Below are 26,912 nucleotides of genomic sequence, written 5' to 3'. Positions count from 1 at the left end.
GAATTCAGGTTCTAACCGTTTTCCAGCATCGGACTCTTACCGGTGCTTTCCAAGCCGGAGGGCATGTCATGCAACTTTCGACGACCTATGTAAAACGCAATAACGGGGTTATCTCAATCGAGTTCGTCGGCAACGACGGCGATCAGGTCTCGGTTCGCCTCGCCGACGGTCTTGAAGGGATCGACGATGCCGAGGCCATCAAGCGGGCGAGCGCGGTGATGGTGCAACTGACCGCGTTCGGAACGCGCCATGGGGCAGATGCGCCTTCGCAATTTTCCGCTCTAGGTACGGCGCAGGATGAAGCTCCGCACGGACAGGCGAGCGCCCTTACATCGAAGGATCGCGACATTCTGGAGGAAGAGTTGGAAGAGGGGCTGGAGGACAGCTTTCCGGCGAGTGATCCCGTCTCTGCGACGGTCACATCCATTGCTTCGCGAAAAGGAGGGCGATGACATTGGCTGCTCGCAAAGTTGCACTGGTGACCGGCGCTGGCTCCGGCATTGGGCGCGCCGCCGCCCTTCATCTGTCGGCGCAGGGTTTCGCGGTCGGTCTGTTGGGCCGCACCGAATCGGAATTGAACGATGTCGCCCGGGAAATCGGCGCCGCATCCGGTTCTTCGAAGGTGCTCGTCGCCGATGTGGCGGATGAAGCGGCCATGCGTCACGCGGTCGCAGCGCTGGTTGAGAATTTCGGCCGGCTTGATGTCGTGGTGGCCAATGCCGGCGTTAACGGCGTCTGGGCGCCCATCGATGAGCTGAAACCTTCTGAATGGGACGATACGATCCGCATCAACCTGCGCGGCACCTATCTCACCGTCCACGTCAGCGTGCCGCATCTGAAAGCGGCCGGTGGCGGGTCCATCGTCATCATTTCGTCGATCAATGGCACCCGCACCTTCACATCGCCCGGTGCTACGGCCTATTCCGTGACGAAGGCCGGGCAATTCGCCATGGCGCAACAATTGGCGCTGGAGCTGGGGCGTCACCGTATCCGCGTCAATGCGGTGTGTCCGGGCGAAATCGAAACGGCAATCGATGAAAATACCGATATACGCGAGCGGGAAAAAACGGAGGTTCCAGTTCGTTTTCCGGCTGGGGATATTCCGGTAACCGGCGGCGTGGCCGGGACGAGCGACGATGTCGCCGCGCTGATCGGTTTCCTGGCGTCGGATGCGTCCCGCCACATTACCGGCACGCCGGTATGGATCGATGGGGGCCAGGGGCTGCTGCGATAATCGCGGCTCGCACTTTCATTGGCCACCCCATCACGGGCTTGTGTCCTTATGATTAACGAATGGGTAACGTCTGTTCACGAGACTTTGTCCATGGGCGAGGTTGCCGTGTTGTGGCCACCTTCGATAGCTAAGCGTCTGCCGGAAAGGCGGGCAAATCAGGCGGGCAGAACGATCCATGGGCATGCAGGCATTGCTGGATTTCGCGGTTGCGGGGTTGCGGCAGAAGGTAAGGGCAGGGGCAAGAATGGCCGCGATCGTTGCGATCGGTGGCGGCCTTGCCGCGTGCACTTCCATGGGGCTGGACAGCGTCAAGAAAGACCCGCCGAAACTGTCGTCCAAGATGATGGCGCAGATGTCGGCCAAGAGCATGCGCCCGGAAAGCCCGGTTCTCGTTCGCATTTTCAAGCAGGAAAGCGAGCTTGAGGTCTGGAAGGTCGACAAGACCGGAAACTACGCCTTGCTCAAGGCCTATCCCATGTGCCGCTGGTCCGGAAAGCTGGGCCCTAAGATGAAGACGGGCGACCGGCAGGCACCGGAAGGGTTTTATCATGTCTCGGCCGGCATGTTGAACCCGAACTCACAATATTACGTCTCCTTCAATCTCGGTTATCCCAACCGGCTGGAATCGGCGCTCGGTTACACCGGAGAGGCGCTGATGGTGCATGGCGCCTGCTCCTCTTCCGGCTGCTACGCCATGACCGACCAGCAGGTCGGCGAAATCTACGCCATCGTGGCGCGGGCACTTCAGGGCGGGCAGGACCGTTTTCAGGTACAGGCCTATCCCTTCCGCATGAGCGCCCGGAATATGGTGGCGCATCGGGACGACCCCAATATGCCGTTCTGGAAGACGCTGAAAGAAGGCTATGACTATTTCGAGGTAACGCGCCGGCAGCCCAAGGTTTCCGTCTGCGGCCGTCGTTATGTCTTCAACAGTGAATTTGCCGAAGGCGAACCTGCCGATCCGCTGGCGGCCTGCCCGCCGGCCATCAACCAGCAGGATCCGCTGGTGGCTTCGAAACTGGCCGAAGAGCAACAAAAATTTGCCGCCGCCATGAGTGAGGGAACTTCCAGCCCGCTCAGCGCGTATGTAGACGGCGGCATGCATCCGAGCTTCCGGGCCATTTTGAAATCGAACGGCGCCAAGGCCATGGCATCGCAGGTTTCCGGCACGAAGTACCCAATCAGCCGCCCAGAGGCGGCGCTGGCAGATCCCTTTGCCGGCGCGAGATGACGTAAATGAGGTTTTTCAATTGAACGAGACGACGACGACCCGGCGGGGTTTCCTGCTTGGAGCAGGTGGACTGGCGCTTGCCGGCCTTGCGGGCTGCAACACAACTGCGCGTGAGGCCGCCCGGCCTGCAGCACCCGCGGACGACCCGATGTATGCCCTGATGTATGGTCCCAAGCCGGACGAGCAGTTCCCGCTGCCGGAAATCCCCTACAAGCGGATTCCGCGTCAGTTCCTGCGGCAGATGGTGGCGAACCCGACGGGTGAACGCCCCGGCGTTATCGTCGTCGATACCGCCAATCATTTCCTCTATCTCACCTATGAGAACAATCAGGCCATGCGTTATGGCGTCGGCCTCGGCCGCGCGGGCTTTGAATGGGCCGGTCGCGGTGTCATTCAGTACAAGCGGCAATGGCCGCGCTGGACGCCGCCCGATGAGATGATCGCGCGCCAGCCGGAACTGGAACCCTATAGCAGCCGCAACGGCGGCATGGAGCCGGGGCTCAAGAACCCGCTCGGTGCGCGCGCGCTCTATATCTTCAAGGATGGCAAGGACACGATCTACCGCCTGCATGGCTCGCCGGAATGGTGGACCATCGGCAAGTCGGTATCCTCCGGCTGCGTGCGCCTGCTCAACCAGGATATCATCGACCTTTACAACCGTGTGCCCGATGGCACGCCGATCGTGGTGACGGCGCTCGGCCCCGCACAGCAGGGCGTGCCGATCGGCCAGGAAGGTGTGCCTGTGGCGCAATATGGTAACGGCGTGATCGGCGACGGCCTCTCGCAACCGATGCAGACTTATTGATCGCTGGAGTTCCACCCACGGCGGAGGCTCGCCGTGGATGCGTGCTGGCTGATTTCCTGCATCTGGCGGAGATATCCGCGCCTCGTCGCAGACATCAAGCTACTCGGCGTGGCTGATCCTGACTGCCGGCCGTTTCCATTTCCAGGCGGAAGCGCGACACCAGGGCACGCAACTTTGCTGTTTCCGAGGCAAGCGTGGCTGACGCGGCGGTGGATTGCTCCACCATGGCCGCATTTTGCTGGGTGGCGTGATCCATGGAGTTCACCGCCGCGTTGATTTCGGACAGACCGGTTGATTGCTCGGTGGCCGATGTGGCGATGGCATTCATATGGCGGTCGATGCCGGCGATGCGTTCACTGATATCCTTCAGTGCTGTGCCGGTATCGAGAACCAGCTTCACGCCGCTCTCGACCTCCACGGACGATTGCCGGATATGGTCACGGATTTCGCTTGCGGCCTTTGCCGAGCGCTGGGCGAGATCACGCACCTCCTGTGCAACAACCGCAAAGCCCTTGCCGCTCTCGCCGGCGCGGGCAGCCTCAACCCCGGCATTCAGCGCCAGAAGATTGGTCTGGAAGGCGATTTCGTCAATGACGCCGATGATGCCGGTGATCTGCCGCGACGAGGCCTCGATACGGCGCATCGCTTCCTCGGCATGGCTTACCACCTCCACCGATTTCAGGGCGCTATGGTTGGCATCGGTGGCAGCGAGCCGCGCTTCTGCGGCCCGCTTGTTGGCATTCGAGACATTGACGGTGATTTCATCGAGCGCCGCTGCCGTCTGCTCAAGGGAGGCGGCTTGATTTTCGGTGCGGCGGGAAAGATCGCCGGCACCTGCGGCGATTTCCCGGCTGCTGCCGTCGATTGTGCCTATCCCGTCGGAAATGGCAAAAAGGGTCTCGGCCAATTGCCGGACCGAGGTGTTGAAATCATGACGCAGGGCCTCGAATTGTGGGGCGAAGGCGTCATTCAACTGGAAGGCCAGATCACCGGAGGCGAGCCGCTTGAGGCCGGCCGCAAGGCCGGAGGTTGCGATGCGCAGCCTTTCTGAAGCGTCTTCTTCCGCCTGCCGCCGCGTCGCTTCCTGATCGGCTTCCGCCTGTCTGCGGGCCGCCGCTGCCTGCTCCTCTAGTACCCGGTTGGCGATGGCGGCTTGTCGGAAAATCTCGACAGCGCTGGACATGGAGCCGATCTCGTCCTTGCGGTCCGTGCCCGAGGGCGGTTGAGACGTATCGCCGCCCGCCAGCGTCTCCATATTTTTCGACAATTGCAGGATGGGACGGATAATCGATTTGCGGGTGAGCAGAAAAAGCCCGGTGGAGAAAAGCGCCGCCAGAACCAGAAGTCCCTGTAAGGCGAGATTGATTGCCGCCTTGGTCTTTTCACTTTCGGCCGATGCAGTGTCGGAAAGCGCCTGAATCTGGTCGCCCGCCGCTTCCATCGCTTTTTCAAGCGCGGAGAATTGCCGCATGAATTCCGGCATCAGCTTGATGGCCTCTTCGGGGCTGGATTCGGCAAGTCCGACCACCGCGTTGGCGGCATCCATATAGGCGAGAAGCGGCTTTTCGACACCATCTATGACGGCTTTGACATTCGTGCCTGATGACAGTGACTTGTTTGCCTCGATCACTTCGCGAAAACTGGCTTCGTGTTCGGCAAGATCGGCCTTAACGGCCTTGAGGTCGAGGTCCATTCTGGCATCGGCGGAAAGAATGGCGGCAAGCACGTCTGACCGCAGCGCGTCATGCATCATGTCCGCCTGCATGTGGTTGCGAAGCACGTCCGCCGAAAGCGCCACATATTCGCTGTTACGGTTGAGCGTCTCCGCCGCCCATATGCCGACACCCGCGGCGCTGCCGGTGATGGAAAAGATTGCAATGCCTGCCAATATTATCTTTTTTTGAATCGAGGCCATATGAGCGTTCCCACGCAATTGTTATACTTTAGGAACATAATAGAACATGCTTAATAAATGTTCTATTTCCGCTGAAGGCTCGATAAATGCAAAAAAAAGGCTGCATTTTGTATTGCAGCCCTTTCTATATTAGAAATTTGTACTTTTATTGCGCGCGTTTCAGGGCGTCGCCGAGTATCGAAACAATATCGTCGAAATGGGATTTTTCGGCGATCAGCGGCGGCGAAAGGGCGATGATGTCGCCGGTGACGCGAATGAGCAGGCCGCGCTCGAAGCAATCCACGAAGACATCATAGGCGCGTGCGCCGGCAGCTCCGTCGCGCGATTGCAGCTCGATACCGGCGATGAAGCCGATGGTGCGGATGTCGATGACATTCGGCAGGCCCTTCAGGGAATGGATGGCGTCGTGCCAGACATCCTGCAATTCGGCCGCGCGGGTGAAAAGGCCCTCATCGCGATAGATGTCAAGCGTCGCGATGCCAGCGGCGCAGGCGACGGGGTGGCCGGAATAGGTATAGCCGTGGAACAGCTCGATCTGGTTTTCCGGCCCATGCATCAGCGCATCGTGCACCTTGCGGCTGGTGAAGACCGCGCCCATCGGGATCGCGCCGTTGGTCAGCCCCTTGGCGGTGGTGACGATATCGGGCGTAACGCCAAAATAGTTGGTGGCAAAGGTGGAGCCCATGCGGCCGAAACCGGTGATGACCTCATCGAAGATCAAGAGGATGCCGTGCTTGTCGCAGATGGCGCGCAGGCGCTCCAGATAACCCTTCGGCGGCACCAGCACGCCGGTGGAGCCGGCGACCGGTTCGACGATGCAGGCGGCGATGGTTTCCGCGCCATGCAGGGCGACCAGACGTTCCAGGTCGTCCGCAAGCTCGGCGCCGTGCTCGGGCTGGCCCTTCACGAAGCTGTTCTTCGCCGGATCATGGGTATGACGCAGGTGGTCTGCGGGGATTTGCGGGAAAACGCGACGGTTGTTGACGAGGCCGCCCACGGAGATGCCGCCGAAACCGACGCCATGATAACCGCGCTCACGACCGATCAACCGGCTGCGGGTGCCTTGGCCGATGGCGCGCTGATAGGCAATGGCGATCTTCAGCGCCGTATCGACCGATTCCGATCCGGAGCCCGTATAGAAGACACGGTCCAGTTTCGCACCTTCCGGGCCGGGCGCAATCTCCGCCAGCCGCTCGGCGAATTCAAAGGCAACCGGGTGGCCCATCTGGAAGGAGGGCGCGTAATCCATTGTCGAAAGCTGGTGCTTGACGGCAGACGCGATCTGCTGGCGGCCGTGGCCGGCATTGACGCACCAAAGGCCAGCCGTGCCGTCGAGAACCTGGCGACCGTCATTGCTGGTGTAATGCATGCCTTCGGCGCTCGTCAGCAGGCGGGGATTAGCCTTGAACTGCCGGTTGGCGGTAAACGGCATCCAGTAGCTGTCAAGCGAGGTGGAATTGGATCGGCTCGGGTTGTCCATGGTGGTCTCCTGTTCGTTGCCGGTGATTGAATGCTATTTTCGCGACTGAACAAGCCCTTTTCTCTCTGTGGCCAAGTCATTGAAAATGCTATAGGCCTGAACTCGGGTTTTCGATATTTCGAACAAGGGCAACGGGGGTTAACGCATGTCGGTGGATATAGGCGGGCGTTTGCGCCATTTGCGGCTGCGCCACAATATTTCCCAGCGGGAACTGGCAAGGCGTGCCGGTGTCACCAATTCGACTATTTCTCTGATCGAATCCAACACCTCGAACCCTTCCGTCGGCGCGCTGAAACGCATTCTCGACGGCATACCGATCGGCCTTGCTGAGTTTTTCGCTTTCGAGCCGGAGACAAGCCGCAAGGCTTTTTACCGGGCGGATGAGCTGGTTGAAATCGGCAAGGGGCCGATATCCTTCCGGCAGGTGGGTGAGAATGTCTTCGGCCGCAGCCTGCAAATCCTCAAGGAATGTTACCAGCCGGGCGCCGATACCGGCAAGGTGCCGCTGGTTCACGATGGCGAGGAAGGAGGAATCATTCTCTCCGGACGGCTGGAAGTGACGGTCGATGAGGAGAGGCGGGTGCTCGGGCCGGGCGACGCCTATTATTTCGAAAGCCGCAGGCCGCATCGTTTCCGTTGCGTTGGTCCCGTGCCGTGTGAGGTCATCAGTGCCTGCACACCGCCAACCTTCTGATTCCAGCGGTTTTTGCGCTTCGTGACGCGCGTAGAATGGCCAGGTCGGGGCGATTCGGTAAAAAATGGCCGGCAGCTACGGCAATTTTGCGTGGCTGCCATGACTAGAATGCAGTTTCTTGCCACTCTTTTGCCGTGTTTGCGCCCTTTTAGCAATTTTTCCATCGCTTTTTCTTGGCGGCTTGGCAATGTCAGGCAAAAAAATCCCGTCCGATATGTCAAATTTTATATGCATTGCCACAATCTTGCTGCGATGCAAAAAATTTTTATATTCTGTTACGGACGCGGCTGTTCTTAACGTTCCTGTCTCATCTCGCCAAGTCATAAGAAACACATAAGAAAAGACTGTCGCCGGCACAAAACCCAATACATGCTGGGGCGGTACCCATGCTCTCAACACATGGCCGCCGGCACATTTGTTGCTTTTTTATGCAACCGTTAATATTGCCCGGACGTTGATCGGCCGCTCGCGCAAGAAATCGCATAGACGGTTATGGCCAATGTGCCTTACAAAAAATCCATTAGCATCAAATTCCGAACACAGACTTGTTATCTCTTTTAGACGGAAAGACGCGCCTCCGGGCACCGACCAATCGCAAAACATAAATGGAGTTCTCTCTATGAAGTCCGCGACCCAATCGGCTGAACAGACACTCAGCAGCTCCGAAGACTTCGATGTCAGTTTCCCTATCGGGGGCATCGCAAAGCGCAGCTTCGATATGACATCGGCTGCGCTTGCGCTGCTCATCTTCAGCCCGATATTCCTATTGATCGCCGCGCTGGTGAAATTGTCCGATCCCGGCCCGATCTTTTATGGCCACCGGCGTGTGGGACATAATGGCCGCTATTTCCATTGCCTGAAATTCAGGACGATGGCGATGAACGGCGATGAAATTCTGCGGCAGTATCTTGCCGCCAATCCGGAAGCCGCCGAGGAATGGCGCGCCACCCGCAAGCTCAAGAACGACCCGCGTGTTACGGCTGTCGGCGCCGTGCTGCGCAAGCTCTCGCTCGACGAACTGCCGCAGCTCCTCAACATCATCCGCGGTGAAATGAGCGTGGTTGGTCCACGCCCGGTCGTGGATGAGGAACTGAGCTATTATGAAAGCGCTGCCGCTTATTATCTCAGCACCCGTCCTGGCCTGACCGGCCTGTGGCAGATCAGCGGCCGCAACGACGTATCCTACAAGACCCGCGTCGCTTTCGACACGCACTATGTGCAGAACTGGTCGATGCGGCAGGATGTCTTCATCATCGTCAAGACCATTCCCGCCGTGTGCCTTTCACGCGGAAGCTACTGAAAACCGATATTAAGTTCGGCTTTATCGATCTTCGTTTCGACACGCACCCCGACCGGGATCCCAAGTCCGGTCTTTGGGTGCGTCATTGGTGCTAATCATACCGGCCGCTTTTCGCGGCGCTGTGCAGCCGGCGTTGCCCAGTTGCGCGACGGCCGGATCGCCCATGTGGCGATCCGCTAACAGGGAGTTTCCCGATGAACGGCTTGTCTGCCGCCCGCCGCCCGTTTGTGGCCTTCGTATTTGCCGCTTCCGTCGCCCTTGCTGCGCCGCTCTCCGCCATGGCTGCGGATGGCGCTCAATATAAGCTCGGTACCGCTGACAAGCTGCGTATCCGTGTTGCCGAATGGCAGCCTGCGGATGGCAGCATCCGCAACTGGGATGTGATCAACGGCGATTATTCCGTCGGTCCGTCTGGGGCGCTGTCGCTGCCTTTCATCGGTCAGCTGGATGTTGCGGGCAAGACCCCATCGGAGGTCAGCGAAGAGATCGGAGCCCAGCTTCAGAGCAAGTTCGCCCTTCGCAACCTGCCTTCGGCCTCCGTCGAGATCGCACAGTTCCGACCGATCTTCTTGAGCGGCGACGTGCAGACGCCGGGTGAGTATCCCTATGCCGCCAATCTCACGGTGCTGAAGGCCGTCAGCCTTGCCGGCGGCCTGCGGCGCTCGGATGCCGGGCAGCGTTTTGCCCGCGACTTCATCAATGCCCGCGGTGACGCCGCCGTCTATGACAACCAGCGTGCAAGGCTGCTCGCCCGTCAGGCGCGGCTGGTCGCGGAGGTCAAGGGTGATGCGACCATCGCCAAGACGCCTGAAATGGAAAAGATCGGCGAGATCGACGTGCTGCTGGCCAGCGAAAGTGCGCTGATGAAATCGCGCACCGAACGTTACACCCTGCAGCTCAAGGCGCTGACGGACCTGCACGCCCTTCTGCAGAGCGAAGTCGAATCCCTGAAGAAGAAATCAGAGACGCAGAATCGTCAGCTCCAGCTTGCCAACGAGGACCGCGACCGGGTCAACCGGCTGAACGAGCAGGGGCTCGCGCTGTCGCAGCGGCGTATTTCCGCGGAAGAACGCGCGGCCGAAGTGGAATCCAACCTGCTCGATATCGATACGCAGTCGCTGCGCGCCAAACAGGATATCAACAAGGCGACCCAGGACGAGATCAACCTGCGTAACGACTGGGTGGCGCAGCGCTCCAAGGAATTGCAGGACACGGAAGCGGAACTGGACAAGCTCAATCTGCAACTGACCACCAGCCGCGAATTGATGTCGGAAGCGTTGGCGCAATCGGCCGAGGCGATCCGTTTCGATCCCTCGGGCAAATCAGCGACAATCAGCTATGTCGTGGTGCGTGAGGAAAACGGCAAGCCGAAGGAGCTGAAGGTGGATGAAAACGCCATGCTCCAGCCCGGCGATGTCATCAAGGTCTCGTCTGAAATCCTGATGCAGTGAGGTTTCAATGCGGATCGCCAAATCGGCGCTGATCGATCCCGAACGCAATGAGATTTATGGAATGGCAGCGGTTGCGCTGTCATTCTTCGTCTTCGCTTACTCGTCGCGTTTCGGGCAAATCTCGGTTCTGGCCTATTATGGCATGTGGCTGCCGCTGGTGGTGGTCGATTACCGGCGCGTGCTCGGCAATTATCCGCGCTATCTCTGGATATTCGCCTTCGGCATCTTGACGGTTCTGTCCAGCTTCTGGTCGGAAGCGGCGTCGGTGACCATGCGCGCCTCCATTCAGTATATGACGCATATCGTCTGCGCGCTGATCGCGATGCGGGTGATCTCGATCCGGACGCTGACGCGCGGCGCGCTGATCGGCATCGCCGTCGTTCTGCTCTATTCGCTGCTGTTCGGCATTTATCTCTTCGATGCGCTGGATGGCACCTACAGTTTTGTCGGCGCTTTTTCTTCCAAGAACCAGCTCGGCTTTTATGCCTCGCTCGGCGTCATTTTTGCCGCCACATCGGTGCTGGTGCTCAAGCAAAGGGGCATCTGGTTGCCGATTGCCGGCGTCACCGGGCTACTGTCGGCCTATAGCCTCCTTGCGTCCCAATCGGCCACATCCACTATTACCACGGCGGCGGTGGTCGCGCTCATCATCGGCTTCATCCCCATCGGCATGCTTTCGCCGGCGAACCGAAAGATGACGTTTTTTGTCCTCGGTGGTCTCGGCGCATTGCTGGCGGTTGCATCCCTGCAATTCGGCCTGCTGGACGCCATTCTCGGCATTTTCGGCAAGGATTCGACGCTGACCGGCCGAACTTACCTCTGGCAGCAGGGCATCGAGGCGGCGAAACAGACGCCGATCCTCGGCGTCGGTTATCAGGGGTTCTGGGTCGCGGGTTTTCCCGATGCCGAACGGTTGTGGAACGATTTCTTCATTACGGGCCGCAGCGGCTTCCATTTCCATAACACCTATATCGAAACCGTGGTGGAAAACGGCTTTGTCGGCATGCTGCTGCTTGGCATGGTGCTTTACGGAACGTTGCTCGGGCATCTGCGCTCGGTGCTGATGCGCAAGAGTGATCCACAGGGCGTCATCCTGTTTGCGATCTGCGCCCTGTTTGTCGTGCGTTCCTTCGTGGAGATCGACATCATCTTCCCGTACCAGATCGGCTCGTTCCTGCTTTATTTCGCAGCCGGTAAACTGTGCCTCCCGGCAAGGGCTGCGGAGGGGAGCGAGCCTCACCCGGCAATCGGCATGCGGTTACAAACGAGAGCCTAAAGATAATCCGCCGAGACATGCGGACTGGCATGGATGAAACTCCACATGTCCTTGCTGACCTCCACGATGTCGGCGATCGATTTTTCGAGCTGCCCGATTTCCTTCTCGTCCATGCGCTCCACCTTGCCGTAGCGCACCTGGCTGTCATCCTCCACCAGCCGCATGAGCTGCGTGCTGGCGATTTCGCCTTTTTCGTCGAATGAATAGATGCAGTGATTGTATTTGTTGCGTGTCTTCGCTTCCTTCTTCAGCCGCGCCATGATGGAGAGGATGGTCTTGCGGTCCTTCGCATCGGTGGAGGGAAGCTTCGCCAGACGCTCGATCAGGTCCATGCGCGCCCGCGTGGTGTTGAGCGTCAGGAACACGACGATGGCCGCTTCCTTTTCTACTTTCAGAAGATGGACGATCAGATAAATCATCAGGCTTTCCGTGTTGGTCCACACGTAATTCAGCCTGCCGACCAGCAGCAATACATCCGACATCGCCGCCATGCTGCTTCTCCCGCCCCGACGAAACATATTTGGATATTATATGCCGAGCGCTGCGGAAAAGACAGTGTAGGTTACTGATATTTCTTCATCTTTCCTTGAAAGCACGGGACATGCTGTCGGAGATGGGCTTGGTCAGATATTCGAAGAAGGTACGCTCCGAAGTCTGGATCAGCACGTCGGCCGGCATGCCGGGCACGGGGTGAAAATTGTGAACCTTGGCGATTTCCTCGTCAGGTATCTGCACCCGCACGATATAGACGTCCTTGACCTGAAGGCCGGCATTTTCCTCGATGCTGTCGGCTGAAACGTAAAAGACCTTGCCGTTCAGAACCGGTGTGGTGCGGCGGTTGAGAGCCGACAGGCGGATCGCGGCCGTCTGGCCCTCATGCAGCTGGTCGATGGAGGTCCTGAGCACCTGCGCCTCCAGAATAAGGGGCACATGAGCGGGCAGGATTTCCATGATCGGCTTGCCGGTGGTGATAACGCCGCCCGGCGTGTGGTAATAGGCGCGTACCACGGTTCCGTTGACGGGGGAGCGGATGACGGTGCGTTCCAGCACTTCGGCGGCGCCACGCACCTGTTCACGCACGCTGTCCAGATCGGATTCGGCGGTTTCCAGCGCATCGAGCGCGGCCTGCTTGTTGGCGTTGACGGCAATGACCGCTTCCTGCCGGAACTTGGCGATTTCCGCCTCGCTCTGGTTCATTTCACCGCTCAGCCGGGCGATATCGCCCATGGCGTCGGCGATCGCGCGCTCCAGCGCCAGCATGTCGGTCTTGCGGATGACGCCGTCCTTGGCGAGCCGCTCCTTGGAGTCGCGCTCCTGTGTCAAAAGCGCCAATTGCCGGTCGAAGGACTGTTTTTGGCCGTCATAGCCCGCATAGCGGAACTCAAGAGACCGGATATTCTTGTCGATCAGGTTCATCTGTTCCTCAAGCTTGATGAGCTTGCTGTGGAACACGATGTTCTGGCTCTGGATGATGGAATTGATATCCGGATCGCCGGCTTCCTTCATGACGATATCCGGCACCTTGAAGCTTTTTGCGCCCTGCGCCTCGGCGCGCAGGCGCACCACGATGGTTTCGAGGCGAAGCCGCCGCAACTGCAACATGCGCTCGTTGGCAAGCGCCGTCGTCTTGTCCAGCGTCAGAAGAACGTCGCCTTCCTTGACCGTGTCGCCTTCGCTGACCATCATTTCCTTGATGATGCCGCCTTCCAGATGCTGGACCACCTTGTTGTTGCCGGTGGCGACGAAACTGCCCTGGGCGATGATGGCGGAGGAGAGCGGTGCGGTGCCGGCCCAGAATCCGAAACCGCCGAAGGAGGCGAGCAGCACGGCAAGACCGATCGAGCTGTGCAGGCGGATCGAGCGCGGCACCTCGGTGTACCATTCGAGCTGGCCCTGGGGTTTGACTTCGGCAATGGCGTTTTTCTTTTTGAACATGACGGTTCTCAACCCTCGATCTGCGGGGACTGGTTGGCCTGGCGGCCATTGCCGGAAAGCGCCTTCAGCACGTCCATCCTTTCGCCGAACATGGCGACCGATCCGTCCTTGAGCACCATGATCTTGTCGACGCATTGAAGCAGCGCCGGCCGCTGGGTGATGGTGACGGTGGTGATGCCCTGTCTTTTGGCATGCAGCAGCGCCTTGGCCAGCGCCTGTTCGCCCTGCGTATCCAGATTGGAGTTCGGCTCATCCAGCACCACGAATTTCGGATCGCCGAAAAAGGCGCGGGCAAGCGCGATGCGCTGTTTCTGGCCGCCGGAAAGCGGGGCGCCATCGGCGGCGACCACGGTTTCATAGCCCTGCGGGAAACCGGCGATCAGCTCGTGCACATCGGCCAGCACCGCCGCCTCATAAATCTGCCGGTCCTCGATATCGTCGCGCATGCGGCAGATATTGGCTTTGATGGTGCCGGGGAAAAGCTGCACGTCCTGTGGCAGATAACCGATACTTTCACCGAATTGTCGCTGGTCCCAGTTGCGCAGATCCATGAGATCGAGGCGCACATTGCCTGACGTGGGCAGGATGGAGCCGACCAGCATCTTGCCGAGCGTCGTCTTGCCGGAGCCGGAATTGCCGATGATGGCGAGCGATTCCCCCTTTTTCAGCGAAAAGGAAATGCCGTTCAGGATCACTTTCTTCTGCGGCGGCGGCACGAAGAGGATGCGCTCCACATCGAGACGCCCTTCCGGATTGGGGAGGCGCAGACGCGGGAAATTGAGCGGCGAATTGATGAGAAGCTGCTTGATGCGGCCATAGGAGGCGGCAGATTTGTTGAACTGGTGCCAGCCTTCTATCGCGCCTTCGATGGGCGCCAGCGCCCGACCGGAAATGATGGAGGCTGCAATCACCATGCCGCCGGTCAGTTCGCCGGATAGCGACAGATGCGCGCCCCAGCCGAGCAGCGCCACCTGGGTAATCATGCGCGCCGCCTTCGATACGCCGGAGAACATGATGTTGCGATCCTGCGCCGCCACATGCGATTTCAGCGAGCCTGCTGTTTCGCGGCCCCACATCTTCACCGCTTCGGGGATCATGGCGAGCGCATTGATGATCTGCGAATTGCGCGACATGGAATCGAGGTGAAAGTTGGCGCGGCTCAAATAACCGGAAGCCTCGGAGAACTGTCTTGCGGTGAAGCGCTGGTTCAGCCAGGCGATGCCGAACAGCACGGCGCAGCAGACCATGATGATGATGCCGAGATGTGGATGGACGAGATAGACCACCACGATGAAGAGCGGCATCAGCGGCGCATCGAGAAAGGCGATGAGCGTGCCGGAGGTGAGGAAGGAGCGCAATTGCTGGAGATCCTGCAAGGTCTGGTAGTCCTTGCCGCTGCCATGCAGGGAAGCGCGGGCGGCGGCGGACAGGATCGGCGCGCCAAGCTGTACCTCGAGTTCGACGGCGGTGCGCATCAGGATGAAGCGGCGAATGGCGTCCATGAAGGCCTGCAGCAGAACCGCGCCAAGGACGGCGACCGTCAGCATCACCAGCGTATCCATCGAGCGGCTGGTCAGCACCCGGTCGGAAATCTGGAACAGATAAAGCGGGATGGCGAGCAGCAGAACGTTGATGGCGACCGTGAACAGCATCACCACCACCATGTTACGCCGCACGGCGGCGATGCCCTTGGCAAGGCTTGCGGCGAAATTGATCGGCTCGCTGCGTTTGTGAAAACCGCTCTGGCTTCCACCGCCGCCGCCACCACCGCCGCCGCCACCATTGTCCGTCGGCTCCTTGCCGCCGCCGCCCGTCACCGGCCGGCGTTCGTTTTCACGGATCGGTCCGTCATTATTGTCGATGGTCTTGACGAAAGGCAGGTCGGCATTGTCGATCTTGGCCTGCGGTTCCGGCGGGGAGGCGGGTTGCCGGTCCCGTTGCGGCGCCGGCCTTTCTGCGGGAACATCCCGCAACTGTTCCGCCTGCTCCGTTTTTGCATGCGGTTGGGAGAGAACTTGTGGGGAGGCGGTCTGTGCAGGGGTGGAAACTTCTTTTGCCGTCTGTTCCGCGCCGGATAATTGGCGCAGGTTTTCGACGGCTTCATTAATTGCTGAAATACAGGCGTCCGTCAGTTTGCTGTCTTCCGCGTCCTGATCCAGCGGCAAGTCCAGCGAGCGTCCGTCGGCAATGGTTTTTCTAGAAATATGATCCATTTTATATCTGTCCCCTCGGTGATCTCACGGTGTTTGCGGTTCGGCCGTGACGGGACGCGGTTATCGCCCCGCCAGCCAAATCTACGCGGTCACCGCCTGCATGACGTCGGCCGAATGCCCGTTCGACCATGAAAGGTCGTGACCGGCATTGATGACGCCATTGGATTCGTTTTCGATGGTGGCGGGATCGTCGTGAAGAAAGGCGATGACCTCGTTCGCCAGTTGGCCTTGCTGGGGTTGCGAGGTGTCGTTTTCGATGATGCCGCCCTGTATCAATATGGCATCGGAATAAACGCCGCCGGCGACATAGGTGGTGGAGCCGAAGCTGTCGTAGTCGACGATCTGCGCCAGATTGACCACGGCGTTGCTGCCGGTATCGATATGAATGGTGGCGCCCTCGTTATTTTCGAGAACCTTGGCGGCGGCCTGCGTCACATCGTCGGAATCGCCGAGCACGCTTACCTGTTTGATGATGCTGACATCGTAGAGATTGCCGGTGATATAGAGGACGTTCAGACCCTCATAGCCGGCGAAATTGACGTCATGGGCAAGCGCATCCGGCATGTTGGGATCGCGCTCGTTGATGGCATTCACCGTCTGGTTCATATAGTCCGGCATGGTTTCGAAACGGTCGTTGCTGCCGACATTGTGAATGGCGGCGTCGTTCCAAAGCAGGTTGTTGCCGGACTGGATGGTGGCGCCTTCCGGCGCATCGGGATTGGCGCGTGCCCAGTCATTGTCGTAGAGCACGGCGATCTGGCTGATGATGTTCATGTCCAGCACATTGCCGCCGACGATGATCAGGTCGTATTGCATGCCGATGCCGAGGAAATTCGCAATGTTGAGCGCGGCGTTGCCGCCTGTCAGCAGGCTGACGGTTGCGCCCGAGGTCGTTATCGTCATCGTGTCGTTGTCGCTGACGAACTGGTATTGCTCGATCCAGTGGACGAAGGAAACGTCGCCTTCCAGCACGCTGACGCGCCAGGCGGTGGGAAATATCGGCGGTTCGCCGTTTTCCTGGCTGCTGTTTTCCGTGTTTTCCGCGCCCGGATAGACGCTGCGCTCGAAGCTGGCGATATTGAAGGCTACCGTTGACGCCTGATCTTCCGACCGTGTGAAAACGGAGTCGATTTCGTCCCGGTCGCTATAGATATAGGCCTGGGTGATCGCGTCGATCTGATGATAGTCGCCCATGACGGCGGTTACCGACGTCATGACGCCGGTATTGACCAGCGTGGCGATGTTGGCGACCACATTGGCGCCTGCGGCGACATCGAGGCTGTTGCCGGCAGGGCTGTCCTCATGCAGCGAAACATCGCTCTTTTCCGGCTCTTCCGCCGGCTTGGCGATGCCGCGATCGGGCATGTAGTCGTCGAGCATTGGCTTTTCGCTGGCTATCGAGCCATTGATGTAAAGCCCGTCGATGTCATTGCCGGCCAAAACGAAATCCTGATCCGCACCGGTGCCGAGCGACGTCACGTCGTTTTCGCGGGCATGGTCGATATAGTCGTGCGCGGATTTGGCGAGCGCCTGCAGGGCGTCGTAGCTGTCGGTCCGCTGGAAATTGGAAAAAGGTGTGAAGACGGACGCTTCATTGTAGAACTCGACGGTGCGCTCTGTGGCGAAGCTGGTGTCGCGCCACACAAAAGGGCCGTCCGTCATGTTCAGATAGTCGTCGTCCTGAAGAATATTGACCTGCGCCACATGCGCGATGACCGAACCGGGACCGGTGTGAACCACCAGTTCATATTCCTCCTCAAAGGAAAGACGGCCGGGAAAACGGAAATTGACGCCGGAAATATCGACAGGGATGGCATCTGCGAGCCGCTGCATGTCATGTTCGACCATGCGCGCGAAATGCGGCTGCAGATAATCGAAATCATAATAGCCGGCGCGGTAGTTGACACCGGGATCGTAGTCCTTGAGCGCAACGTCATAGTTCTTGTCGAGCAGCTTTGCTGCCTCGTCGTCCGGCAAACGGTCCGGATCGGAATGCGCCGGGCCTTCGGTATAGTTGGCTCTCAGACGCGCTTCCTCGATCACCGTGTCGAACAGGCCGATGAAATGCGCAATCATGTCCGAAATCTTGTCGATATGCATTGGAGGTCCCTCCCTGATCATCGCGGCAGAGCCTTAAGGCTGCGGATGGCACACGTCCTGGAGGCGGTGCTTCGTTTTACGCAACCCCGGTCCTTCAACCGCGAACTGCACCGGCGGGTGCCGGTGCAGCTCTTTTCGTCAAGAGGTGGTTATCAGGAGTGATCCTCACCGACATCAGACACATTCGAGTTACCGCCTGTGATCGTGACATCAACTGCGTTGGAGAGCATGTTGGCGCCCTGCACCAGTTCCAGATGGAAGCCGGAGTTTGCAAGGATTGCCGATGCATCCGCAGTGCTGGTACCTGCTGCGTCGTCGCCGGCCTTGAGATCCCATCCCTTGCCGTCGATGCCCTCGGCGCCATAGGCGTCACCGGCATTGGCGCTCAGGTGGTTTTCCGCACCGCCATTCTGCATCTTGATGTCGTAGGCCTCATCCTGGTCTGCCAGGTGGTTGGCCTGCACCATGCTGAAGCCGGTGTCGTTACCATCGCCGTTGAGCGAGCCGTTGAGGATATTGTCGACATCGAGAGTGAACGAGAAGTCGTCACCCAGATTGAAGGTAAGGTCTCCGCCGGCGATGCCGAGATTGCCGACATCCTTGACGCCCGTGATGTTACCGAAGTCGTCATCCGACTTGTAGAAACTGTCTGCGGAGTTGAAGCTGTCGGAGGTCGTCGTGGTCTTGGTGGAGGTGTCGTTGTCGGAATAGTTGGACGTCTTTGTGTCCGTATCCGTGATCGTTTTCACATTGGTGTCGTTGTCGCTGTACGACTTGCTTTCATAGCTCCAGTCGTAGTCGACCTTGATATCGGTGTTGGTTTCGGTGCTGGTCTTGGTGGTCGTGTCGTTGTCGCTATAGGACTTGCTGTCATAGCTCCAGTCATAGTCGTTGTCGCGATTGTCACCGTTATTGGCTTCAACATCGATCTTGGCGTCAACATCCACATTGGTGCTGTTGTCGCTGTTGTCGTTGTTGCGGTTTTCACCGTTTGCGGTGCCGACGTTGCTGTCTTCCACCTTGGCGTCATTGGTCGACGTGTTGGCGAAACCATCGGAAAGCGCGCCGATCTTGGTGATGTCGTCGTCGCTGCCGGATGCCTTGTGATCGTAACCCATTTCGATTTCCTCCGAAAAAGCTCGGAGCAGCTTTCGAAATCCCTCTCATCTCAAACGGGATTTTTTCGCGCTTGCCCCGGGTAGCATGAAGATTGATGTTTTGCAGATGCACTCGGTACGCATCATCTGCGGTTCGGTAGTGGCCCGTAATCGGGCTCTTTTCGTTCAGCCCTTGTGCGCTACTCGGTAAAACGGCGCACAAATCCGTTCCTCGCTCCATAAGGAGAGCGCGGTGGCTTCGTCTTTTCGCTTGCATGTTTTCTTGAAAAGGGACCGGCGTTTTTCAAACACACGTCAAGGCCGGAGGTGTCTTTCCATCGGCCGCCGTTCAGCGACGGTCAGACTGTGCCGTAGAAAAACTGCGCTTCCTAGATATCAATTTGGGTTAAACATATCGGCGCTTTACCCGAATATATATGTCGCAGGGGGTTCTCCGGCGGGTCGTTTCGCCGATCTGGCCTCAAAAAATGCCGCTTCGTCAGGGCAAGGCGGCGTTTTCGAGAAACATGGTTTATTTCGGTGGAAAAAGGCCTTTATCCCGAAAAGGAACAGGCTGCAGCGCGCCTCGCCGGCGAGCTATGTAAAGGGATATCAACTAAAAGTTATATTTTCCCGGAAGGCAAAACCACAGCGAAAGCTTTTCCGATGTATTTGTTTTTGCAGCGGTTACAGAATGAATGATTCTATCTCCCCGTAACCTATTTTGTATGTCAATTGTAAAAAATAACCCGTTTGGGCCATTTATTTACACAGCTTTTCGTATTAGCGTGTGTTAATTAACGGGTAATTAATGATAGTTGACATGGCCTAAAGCGGAGAATCGCCCCCAAGTATTCAGGGGAAAGATAGCCGGCGGACGACAGACTGCACAACCAAAAGAAAGTAATGCGTAAGCGCTTGAGGGAGGCGTCAATGTTCATGGGAACGTCAGATTATGCGGCAAAACAAAAAAACGCCGTTGCTCCTATAAATGGAACTTTATTGATCATAGCGGATCCGGACCTGTTTTCCGAGTGCCTCACGGAGGCGCTGGGCAAAAAGTTCCCCACATTCGCGGTGGTGAGCGTAAGGTCGTCGGCGGGAATCGAGGACGACTACGGTAACAATGTACGGCTGGTTTTGCCTTACAGGATGTCGGGGGACCGTCTTCATGCCGTTCTTTCGGAGGTTCGGGAAAAACATCCCGATGCGCCGATCGCGCTCGTCGTCGAAACCATCGATAAATTCGAGGAGCCGCTGAAAAGGCTGGTGGGAATGCGCGTCATCGATGGCGTGCTGCCGCTCAATCTCAGGCTCGATGTTTTCATGGCGGCTGTCGATCTGCTCATGAAGGGCGGGGAACATTTTCCTGCCGCTCTTCTCGGCAAGCTCACGCCCTATTCGCCTTCGGTCAACAGCAAGAGCGTTCAAAGCGATGCCGTGATCGCCAACCGCGCCGATGCCCTTGCCGCAAGCAGGGGCGACGTGGCGGCGCTGACGACACGCGAGGTGCAAATCCTCGACCTGCTTTGCAAGGGAACGCAAAACAAGATCATCGCTGATCGGCTGCATCTGTCCGAGAACACCGTCAAGGTTCACGTGCGCAATATCTATAAGAAAATGAACGTGCGCAACCGCACGGAAGCGGCGTCGCGCTTCTTCAACAAAGATGAAGACACGACGTTCTCCGGCGGCTGGAAGAACTGAGCGTCAGGGCGGCTAGGGCCGTCCGGACGCCAGTTCCCTCCGGTATTTCTCCAGGAGGCTCAGGGCCTCAGGAAGCAGCGGGATTTCTGCCCGAATCCGCTCGGTGAGCAGATGTAGGGAGAGGAGCCCGAGTAAGACTGCCGAGATACCGCGGGTGCGCCCGAGGCATCGGCAACAAGCGTAACGGCCGCGTTGCCGGGTTTTTGATAACCGTAGGACGCCTTCGCCGGAACGACGCTGCTTTTGGTCGTGGCGGTATTGGCCGACGCGGTCTTGATGAGAACGGCGTCTTCAACCACGGAGCATGAAGCCGTCGCGAAGGTGAAAGTTACAAGTGCTGCGGCAACAAGCGCGAAGCGACAATGGCGGGCTGCTTTGCCGCTATGGGAATAAGGCATTTCATTCGTCATGTGTGTCCCCTGAAATCGACTGTCTGTCGCATCTCGCCGGGCGGTTTTGTTCCCGGTGGACCGAGCCTTACAAAACCAGGATAGCCCCGACTGGTTGAGCGAAGCTTGCGCTAATGCTCAATAAGAAAGGCATAATAGAGGCATAGTTAAAAAGTATTAAATCAAGGGGCTATTTTGGGTAATCAATTGTAATATTTTGATAAAATGAAGTTGACCTGTTTTCTTCTGCGCCTATCATGAAAGTTGAAATTTATCTGACCGAAATATTAAACCTCCAGAAGAAGTAAAAACCGGAGGATGATATTCAGGATATCGTACAATCGGGAGTTTGATCCAGTTTAGATGAATCAGCTGCGCTGATTCCTCATGGGGAGGAGTGTGTAATGCGTAATTTCGTTCCCAACGAACACGACAACGGCGTCACCATCTACTCCGAATGGAGACCTGGCCAACGCGTTCTCGTCAATGGCGGCGCCGGTTTTCTCGGTTCCCATCTTTGCGAACGCCTGTTGAGCTGCGGCCACGAGGTGATCTGTCTCGACGATCTTTCGACCGGACGCACCGCGAATGTGGCGCATTTGCGGGACAATAAGCGGTTTTTGCTGGTCGAGCACGATGTGCGCAAACCGTATGACATCGATGTCTCGCTGATCTTCAACTTCGCTTCGCCGGCTTCACCGCCCGACTATCAGCGCGATCCGGTCGGCACGCTGCTCACCAATGTCCTTGGTGCGGTCAATGTGCTGGAAGTGGCGCGCAGATGTGGTGCAACCGTCGTGCAGTCGTCGACATCGGAAGTCTATGGCGATCCGCACGTCAATCCGCAGCCGGAAACCTATTTCGGCAATGTAAATACAATCGGGCCGCGAGCTTGTTACGATGAAGGGAAGCGCAGCGCCGAAACGCTGTTTTTCGATTATCACCGTAGTTTCGGTGTCGATATCAAGGTGGGACGCATCTTCAACACCTATGGGCCGCGCATGCGACCCGATGACGGGCGTGTGGTTTCGAACTTCATCGTCCAGGCGCTGAAGGGCACCGACATCACCATTTACGGCGATGGCAGCCAGACCCGTTCCTTCTGCTATGTCGATGACCTGATCGACGGTTTCCTGCGCTTCTCTGCCAAGCCAAAGGATTGCACCGGGCCGATCAATCTCGGCAACCCGAGCGAAATTCCGGTGCGGCAGCTCGCCGATATCGTCATCCGCATGACGGGTTCCCGTTCGCGCATCGTGCATCTGCCCGCCGCGATCGACGATCCGCAGCAGCGTCGCCCCGATATTTCGCGGGCAAAGGAACTGTTGAGATGGCAGCCGCGCGTGCCGCTCGAAATCGGCCTGGAAAAAACCATCGTCTATTTCGATGCATTGCTGGCCGGCAAGGCTGTGGCGGAGGCCGTATGAGATGCCTCGCACAATCCTCGTCACGGGCGGGGCCGGATTCATAGGCAGCCACATCTGCAAGGCGCTGGCCCAATCCGGCTTCAAGCCCATCGCTTACGACAATCTCTCGACGGGTCACGCGGATTCGGTTCGGTGGGGTCCCTTCATCGAGGGCGACATTCTGGATCGTGGCCTCTTGAAAGCCACGCTCAAGGAGTTCTCGCCGGCCTTCGTTATCCATTGCGCCGCCAATGCCTATGTCGGTGAGTCCGTCGAGGATCCACGCAAATATTACCGCAACAATGTCGGCGGCAGTCTTGCGCTGCTGGATGCCTGTCTCGACCAGAATATCGGCGGGCTGGTGTTTTCTTCAAGCTGCGCCACCTATGGCGTGCCGCCGCAATTGCCCATCCGTGAGGAAACGGCTCAAATGCCGGTCAACCCTTACGGGCGCACGAAGCTGATCTTCGAAATGGCGCTGGAGGATTATGCTGCTGCCTACGGTTTGCGTTTCGTGGCGCTGCGTTATTTCAATGCCGCCGGGGCCGACCCGGACGGTGAGCTTTACGAGCGCCATGAACCTGAAACCCATCTGATCCCGCGGGCACTGATGGCGGCTGCCGCGAGGCTTCCGCAACTGGATGTCTTCGGGGCGGATTACGACACCAGCGACGGCACCTGCATTCGCGATTATATCCATGTCAGCGATCTGGCCGATGCCCATGTGGCTGCTGTCAATTATCTTGCCGAGGGCGGAGAGACGCTGCGCGTCAATCTCGGTTCCGGTCACGGTACATCGGTCGGCGATATCATCCGGGCGATCCATCGCGTAACGGGGCAGGAAGTTCCGGTGCATTTCGGCGCGAGGCGCGCCGGCGATCCTCCAGCCCTGTTTGCGGATATCAAACGTGCGGAAGAAACCCTCGGTTTTACCCCGAAGCGTTCGGATATCGACACCATCATCCGGACGGCAGGTCCCGGTTTCGGACTGGAGGTGCGGTCATGAAAGCCCATTCCACCCCTTCCGTTCCATCGGCCCGTGCGGTTGCAGTCGCCAGTGATTTGCGGATGCTGCCGGTCTTTGCCGGCTGGAACCGCACGGCCTATCTTCTCGGCATTGGCGGCTGGCTGGTGACGCTCGCTTATTTCTGGATCTGGTGGCTCGATCGCGATCGTGTCATCGACTGGCCCTATTATACTGTCGTGACGATAACGCTCGCGTGGATCACGCTTCTGCCATCCTATTTCATCTTCATCTTTCTGAACGCGAAGGTTGTCGACCGGCGCTCCCTTCTACCACGGGGCAGGGTGGCGATGGTCGTCACCAAGGCGCCGTCGGAACCTTTCGCGGTGGTGCAAAAGACGCTGCTGGCCATGCTCGAACAGAAGGGTCTGGAATTCGATGTCTGGCTCGCGGATGAGGCTCCGGATGCGGAAACGCTGAAATGGTGTGGCGCGCACGGCGTTTTCGTTTCCACCCGCCAGGGCGTTGCGGAGTATCATCGCAAGACCTGGCCGCGGCGCACACGCTGCAAGGAAGGCAATCTCGCTTATTTCTACGATCACTACGGTTACGAGCGTTATGATTTCGTCGCCCAGTTCGATGCGGATCACGTGCCGGAACCGGATTATCTGCGCGAGATCATGCGTCCCTTTGCCGATCCGAAGGTTGGATATGTTTCGGCTCCGAGCATCTGCGACGCCAATGCCGGTGAAAGCTGGGCCGCGCGCGGCAGGCTTTATGCCGAGGCGAGCCTGCATGGCGCGCTGCAACTGGGTTACAATAATGGCTGGGCGCCGCTCTGCATCGGTTCTCATTATGCCGTGCGCACGAAAGCCCTGCGGGAGGTCGGCGGCCTTGGGCCGGAGCTTGCCGAGGATCATTCCACCACGCTTTTGATGAATGCCGGCGGCTGGCGCGGCATTCACGCCGTCAACGCCATCGCCCATGGCGACGGACCGGTGACCTTTGCCGATCTCATCGTGCAGGAATTTCAGTGGTCGCGCAGCCTGATGACCATTCTGCTGCAATATTCAAGGCACTATGTGCCGAAGCTGCCGCCGCGGCTGAAGTTCCAGTTCCTGTTTTCGCAGCTCTGGTATCCGCTGTTTTCCGGCTTCATGGCGCTGATGTTCGTGCTTCCCGCCGTTGCGTTGATGCGCGGCGATGTGCTGGTCAACGCATCCTATCCGGCGTTCCTGGCGCATTTCCTGCCGGTTTCGCTGATCATGATCGTGTTTGCCTTTTTCTGGCGGGCCACGGGCGCGTTCCGCCCGCATGATGCGAAGCTCTTCAGCTGGGAGGCCATGGTATTTCTGTTCCTGCGCTGGCCCTGGTCGCTGATGGGCGTGCTGGCAGCGATACGCGACACGATCCGTGGCGATTTCGTGGATTTCCGCATCACCCCCAAGGGCACGCAGGCAAAACCGCCGCTGCCGCTGAGGGTCGTGGCACCCTACATTCTTCTGGCGGCGCTCAGCCTCGTGGCCATGGTTCTGGCGCCGCGGGAAAACGGGGCGGAGGGCTTCTTCGTCTTCGCCGCCATCAATGTGGCGATCTATGCGGGCCTTTCGGTGTTTCTGCTCATCCGCCATGCGATGGAAAACGGCTTGCCAAAGCTGCCGGCATTGCGCGGGGGAGCGACTGCCGCCGCCTGTTCATTGCTGCTGGTGGCGGGCAGTGCCGTACAGCTCAGCTCCCATGCGATCGGCGGGCTGGAGGCCCTGTCGCACGGGCAGCCCTATGTCAGTTTTACCGAAACGCGGTTCACGGTCGCCGGTGCGGGCGTGGAAGGTGCGAGATCGGTGCGTCTGAAACTGCGCATTACCGTACCGGGACTGCGCGGACCGCAGGAAATGCAGGCGGAACCCATCGTGGCGCCGCCGCCGGCGGTGGCGACCGGAGAGATCATGCTGGCCGACAATAGGGTCGGACAATGAAGGAGGAGGCTGTGATGAAAACAACAATAAGCAAATGCGGATTCTCCGCTTTCGTACTCTGTCTTGCGGTGGTCGTGCCAAGCGCGGTCCACGCTGCAGGCGGCACGAAGACGCCGAAACCGCTCAGAACCAGCGAAGTCGTGGACATGTACTTCGACAAGACCTGGAAATGGGAAACGGGCGGTGGACGCTTCATCGCCCAAGACCGCAAATTCATCGCTGCAACGGAAGAAAAGGGCAAGAAGTCTATCGGTGAAGGCCGCTGGACCGTCGATGCCAACGGCACCCTGTGCATGCGCGCCACCTGGAAAAGCGCGGCAGGAAACGGCAAGGCCGATACCTGCTTCGACCACGGTCGCATTGGCAAGGTGCTCTACCAGCGCAAGCAGGGCGGGCCATGGTACGTGTTCCGGCACAACCCGCCGCGCCCTGGCGATGAATTCCTCAAGCTCGTCCGCAAGGACGATGTCACGCCGCAGATCGCCGCTTACGACAAGGCGATGACGGCAACAAGGTAGGGAGTAAGGTGTCATGCAGATAACAAGAAGAAAACTTCTGTTCGCAGGTGGTGCCGCCGCAGCCTTTACCGCCGGCATGTATCCGGTGCTCAAGCTCGACGCACAGGGTGTCGCCCCCATGACGTCGACGGGCATGAAGACACTTGCCGACAAAAGACCGACATTGCATGCGGACGGCATCCGTTTCGGTGCCTACGATCCGCACGGCGATTTCACGGCCCAGACCGGGGTGGCGACGGAACATCTGTTCCTGCCCTGGGAGGACGTGGATCTCGACAGTCTCGCACTTGCGGATGCCTACGCTCTGGAGCGCAAGCGCAACGTGCTGATCACCGTAGAACCCTGGTCCTGGGACGTTAACTGGCGGCTCACCTCCGACGAGTTGCGCCGCAAGGTGATGAGAGGCGACTATGACCAGAACATGCAGGCGATCGCCGCACGCATGTCGGCGATGAAAAGTCCGCTGATCCTGCGCTGGGGACAGGAAATGGAAGACACGTCCGGCCGCTTCTCGTGGTCGGGCTGGAACCCGCGTGATTACATCTCGGCGTATAAACGCATGGTGGACATGACCCGCAAGGCGGTTCCCAGCGTCAAGGTGATGTGGTCACCGAAAGGTCTGGACGGTCTGCAGGCCTACTACCCAGGTGACAGCTACGCCGATCTGGTGGGCCTCTCGGTTTTCGGTCTCGAGGAGTACGACAAGATCGAATATGGCGGACCGAAGACCTTCACTGATCTGCTGCGCAAGGGCTATGGACTTGTCGAAACCTTCAACAAGCCGGTCTGGGTTGCCGAACTGGGTTATGAAGGCGGCGATTCCTATGTTCGTCCGTGGATGAATGATGTGACGCTGAAACAGGCGGATTTTCCGAAGCTGGAAGAGGTCGTCTATTTTAACGACAAGGATGTTCACCCCTGGCCGCACAATCTCGGCAGACCGGACTGGCGCGTCGTGCGCCCGGCCAAGGTCTGATCTACGCCGAAAACCGGCGAGCGGCGATGCCGCTCGTCCGTCCGGTGGCCCGATACTAGTTGGCCGTCGCCAGCACAGCCTCTGCCTCATATATGGCGCAGACGATGTGATAAAACGTGCTTGCCGGCGCCGGTTCGTCGAGCATCGGCCTGTCGGCCGGCCATTTGTCGAACCACAGGCCCTTGACCGGCGTGTCGAGGAAAGGCTGCAGCGCGCCGATGGCGCTGAGACCGGAGGCGAGGTAA

The 26,912-nt window shown here is 58.7% G+C and carries 23 protein-coding genes; 14 read left to right on the top strand and 9 right to left on the bottom strand.

From position 1 onward, the window contains the following. Positions 1-68 precede the first annotated feature (68 nt). The 4 genes from PH605_RS05505 (at position 69) to PH605_RS05490 (ending at position 3,270) form a co-directional block, all read left to right on the top strand. Positions 69-452 carry a hypothetical protein gene (locus PH605_RS05505; RefSeq protein ID WP_161988000.1) on the top strand — a complete coding sequence of 128 codons (384 nt, stop codon included), beginning with the start codon at positions 69-71 and terminating at the stop codon, positions 450-452. After that, positions 449-1,234, top strand: coding sequence for an SDR family oxidoreductase (locus tag PH605_RS05500; protein ID WP_142846314.1), 786 nt, complete (start codon positions 449-451; stop codon positions 1,232-1,234). Before PH605_RS05505 ends, PH605_RS05500 begins: the two co-directional genes overlap by 4 nt. A 175-nt stretch (positions 1,235-1,409) precedes the next feature. Further along, a complete protein-coding gene (locus PH605_RS05495; protein WP_161987999.1) occupies positions 1,410-2,465 on the top strand; it encodes a L,D-transpeptidase family protein in 1,056 nt (351 codons plus the stop codon). A gap of 19 nt (positions 2,466-2,484) precedes the next feature. Next, positions 2,485-3,270: a L,D-transpeptidase gene (locus tag PH605_RS05490; protein WP_020811492.1), complete on the top strand. Its 786-nt coding sequence runs from the start codon at positions 2,485-2,487 to the stop codon at positions 3,268-3,270. A gap of 94 nt (positions 3,271-3,364) precedes the next feature. Here the strand turns inward: PH605_RS05490 and PH605_RS05485 are convergent, their stop codons facing one another. Together PH605_RS05485 and PH605_RS05480 are read right to left on the bottom strand one after the other, a co-directional pair. Beyond that, complete coding sequence (locus PH605_RS05485) at positions 3,365-5,185, bottom strand: methyl-accepting chemotaxis protein (RefSeq protein WP_142846312.1); 1,821 nt, start codon at positions 5,183-5,185, stop codon at positions 3,365-3,367. A 145-nt stretch (positions 5,186-5,330) separates the two neighbouring features. After that, a complete protein-coding gene (locus PH605_RS05480; protein WP_142846310.1) occupies positions 5,331-6,665 on the bottom strand; it encodes an aspartate aminotransferase family protein in 1,335 nt (444 codons plus the stop codon). A 145-nt stretch (positions 6,666-6,810) separates the two neighbouring features. Between PH605_RS05480 and PH605_RS05475 the strand changes: the two genes are divergently transcribed. The 4 genes from PH605_RS05475 (at position 6,811) to PH605_RS05460 (ending at position 11,386) form a co-directional block, all read left to right on the top strand. Next, positions 6,811-7,359, top strand: a complete 549-nt coding sequence (locus PH605_RS05475; protein WP_003523802.1) for a cupin domain-containing protein — start codon at positions 6,811-6,813, stop codon at positions 7,357-7,359. 619 nt (positions 7,360-7,978) lie between these two features. Then, positions 7,979-8,659 carry a sugar transferase gene (locus tag PH605_RS05470; protein WP_003523803.1) on the top strand — a complete coding sequence of 227 codons (681 nt, stop codon included), beginning with the start codon at positions 7,979-7,981 and terminating at the stop codon, positions 8,657-8,659. Positions 8,660-8,853: 194 nt separating this feature from the next. Next, positions 8,854-10,110: a polysaccharide biosynthesis/export family protein gene (locus PH605_RS05465; protein ID WP_065656288.1), complete on the top strand. Its 1,257-nt coding sequence runs from the start codon at positions 8,854-8,856 to the stop codon at positions 10,108-10,110. A gap of 7 nt (positions 10,111-10,117) precedes the next feature. Continuing rightward, positions 10,118-11,386, top strand: a complete 1,269-nt coding sequence (locus PH605_RS05460; protein WP_142846306.1) for an O-antigen ligase family protein — start codon at positions 10,118-10,120, stop codon at positions 11,384-11,386. Here PH605_RS05460 and PH605_RS05455 read toward each other — a convergent pair. The 5 genes from PH605_RS05455 to PH605_RS05435 form a co-directional block, all read right to left on the bottom strand. Further along, on the bottom strand, positions 11,383-11,877 hold the full coding sequence (locus PH605_RS05455; RefSeq protein ID WP_035262271.1) for a hypothetical protein: 495 nt from the start codon (positions 11,875-11,877) through the stop codon (positions 11,383-11,385). The two genes, PH605_RS05460 and PH605_RS05455, sit on opposite strands and share 4 nt — an antisense overlap. A gap of 85 nt (positions 11,878-11,962) precedes the next feature. Beyond that, positions 11,963-13,321: an HlyD family type I secretion periplasmic adaptor subunit gene (locus tag PH605_RS05450; RefSeq protein ID WP_065656286.1), complete on the bottom strand. Its 1,359-nt coding sequence runs from the start codon at positions 13,319-13,321 to the stop codon at positions 11,963-11,965. An 8-nt stretch (positions 13,322-13,329) separates the two neighbouring features. Next, positions 13,330-15,534, bottom strand: a complete 2,205-nt coding sequence (locus tag PH605_RS05445; RefSeq protein ID WP_065656285.1) for a type I secretion system permease/ATPase — start codon at positions 15,532-15,534, stop codon at positions 13,330-13,332. 81 nt (positions 15,535-15,615) lie between these two features. Further along, on the bottom strand, positions 15,616-17,634 hold the full coding sequence (locus tag PH605_RS05440) for a hypothetical protein (RefSeq protein ID WP_142846304.1): 2,019 nt from the start codon (positions 17,632-17,634) through the stop codon (positions 15,616-15,618). Between the two features lie 152 nt (positions 17,635-17,786). Next, positions 17,787-18,752, bottom strand: coding sequence for a fibrinogen-binding protein (locus tag PH605_RS05435; RefSeq protein ID WP_065656283.1), 966 nt, complete (start codon positions 18,750-18,752; stop codon positions 17,787-17,789). Between the two features lie 912 nt (positions 18,753-19,664). On the opposite strand from PH605_RS05435, the gene PH605_RS05430 reads away from it, so the two are divergent. Next, the gene (locus tag PH605_RS05430; RefSeq protein WP_142846302.1) at positions 19,665-20,438 is read left to right on the top strand and encodes a helix-turn-helix domain-containing protein; all 774 of its coding nucleotides are present in this window, start codon (positions 19,665-19,667) and stop codon (positions 20,436-20,438) included. Between the two features lie 59 nt (positions 20,439-20,497). Here PH605_RS05430 and PH605_RS05425 read toward each other — a convergent pair whose 3' ends face one another. After that, positions 20,498-20,848 carry a hypothetical protein gene (locus PH605_RS05425; RefSeq protein ID WP_065656281.1) on the bottom strand — a complete coding sequence of 117 codons (351 nt, stop codon included), beginning with the start codon at positions 20,846-20,848 and terminating at the stop codon, positions 20,498-20,500. A gap of 383 nt (positions 20,849-21,231) precedes the next feature. On the opposite strand from PH605_RS05425, the gene PH605_RS05420 reads away from it, so the two are divergent. From PH605_RS05420 to PH605_RS05400, 5 genes are read left to right on the top strand one after another with little or no spacing between them, the layout of a single operon-like run. Further along, a complete protein-coding gene (locus tag PH605_RS05420) occupies positions 21,232-22,254 on the top strand; it encodes a UDP-glucuronic acid decarboxylase family protein (RefSeq protein WP_080857275.1) in 1,023 nt (340 codons plus the stop codon). 1 nt (position 22,255) lies between these two features. Continuing rightward, positions 22,256-23,239, top strand: coding sequence for a UDP-glucose 4-epimerase GalE (galE, locus tag PH605_RS05415; RefSeq protein ID WP_142846300.1), 984 nt, complete (start codon positions 22,256-22,258; stop codon positions 23,237-23,239). Next, entirely contained in the window at positions 23,236-25,173 is a 1,938-nt protein-coding gene (locus PH605_RS05410) for a glycosyltransferase family 2 protein (RefSeq protein WP_142846298.1), read from the top strand. Before galE ends, PH605_RS05410 begins: the two co-directional genes overlap by 4 nt. A gap of 14 nt (positions 25,174-25,187) precedes the next feature. Beyond that, positions 25,188-25,691 (top strand): DUF995 domain-containing protein, encoded by a 504-nt coding sequence (locus PH605_RS05405; RefSeq protein WP_003523821.1) that lies wholly within the window; start codon positions 25,188-25,190, stop codon positions 25,689-25,691. Positions 25,692-25,704: 13 nt separating this feature from the next. Then, positions 25,705-26,667: a glycoside hydrolase family 26 protein gene (locus PH605_RS05400; RefSeq protein WP_125146925.1), complete on the top strand. Its 963-nt coding sequence runs from the start codon at positions 25,705-25,707 to the stop codon at positions 26,665-26,667. Positions 26,668-26,722: 55 nt separating this feature from the next. Here PH605_RS05400 and PH605_RS05395 read toward each other — a convergent pair. Beyond that, positions 26,723-26,912 (bottom strand): AGE family epimerase/isomerase (locus tag PH605_RS05395; RefSeq protein ID WP_193559587.1); only part of this gene is annotated, 190 nt, incomplete at its 5' end.

This window comes from Agrobacterium sp. CFBP 3001, assembly GCF_027871605.1.
Lineage (GTDB): Bacteria > Pseudomonadota > Alphaproteobacteria > Rhizobiales > Rhizobiaceae > Agrobacterium > Agrobacterium leguminum.
This window is presented reverse-complemented; position numbering and strand designations above follow the sequence as displayed.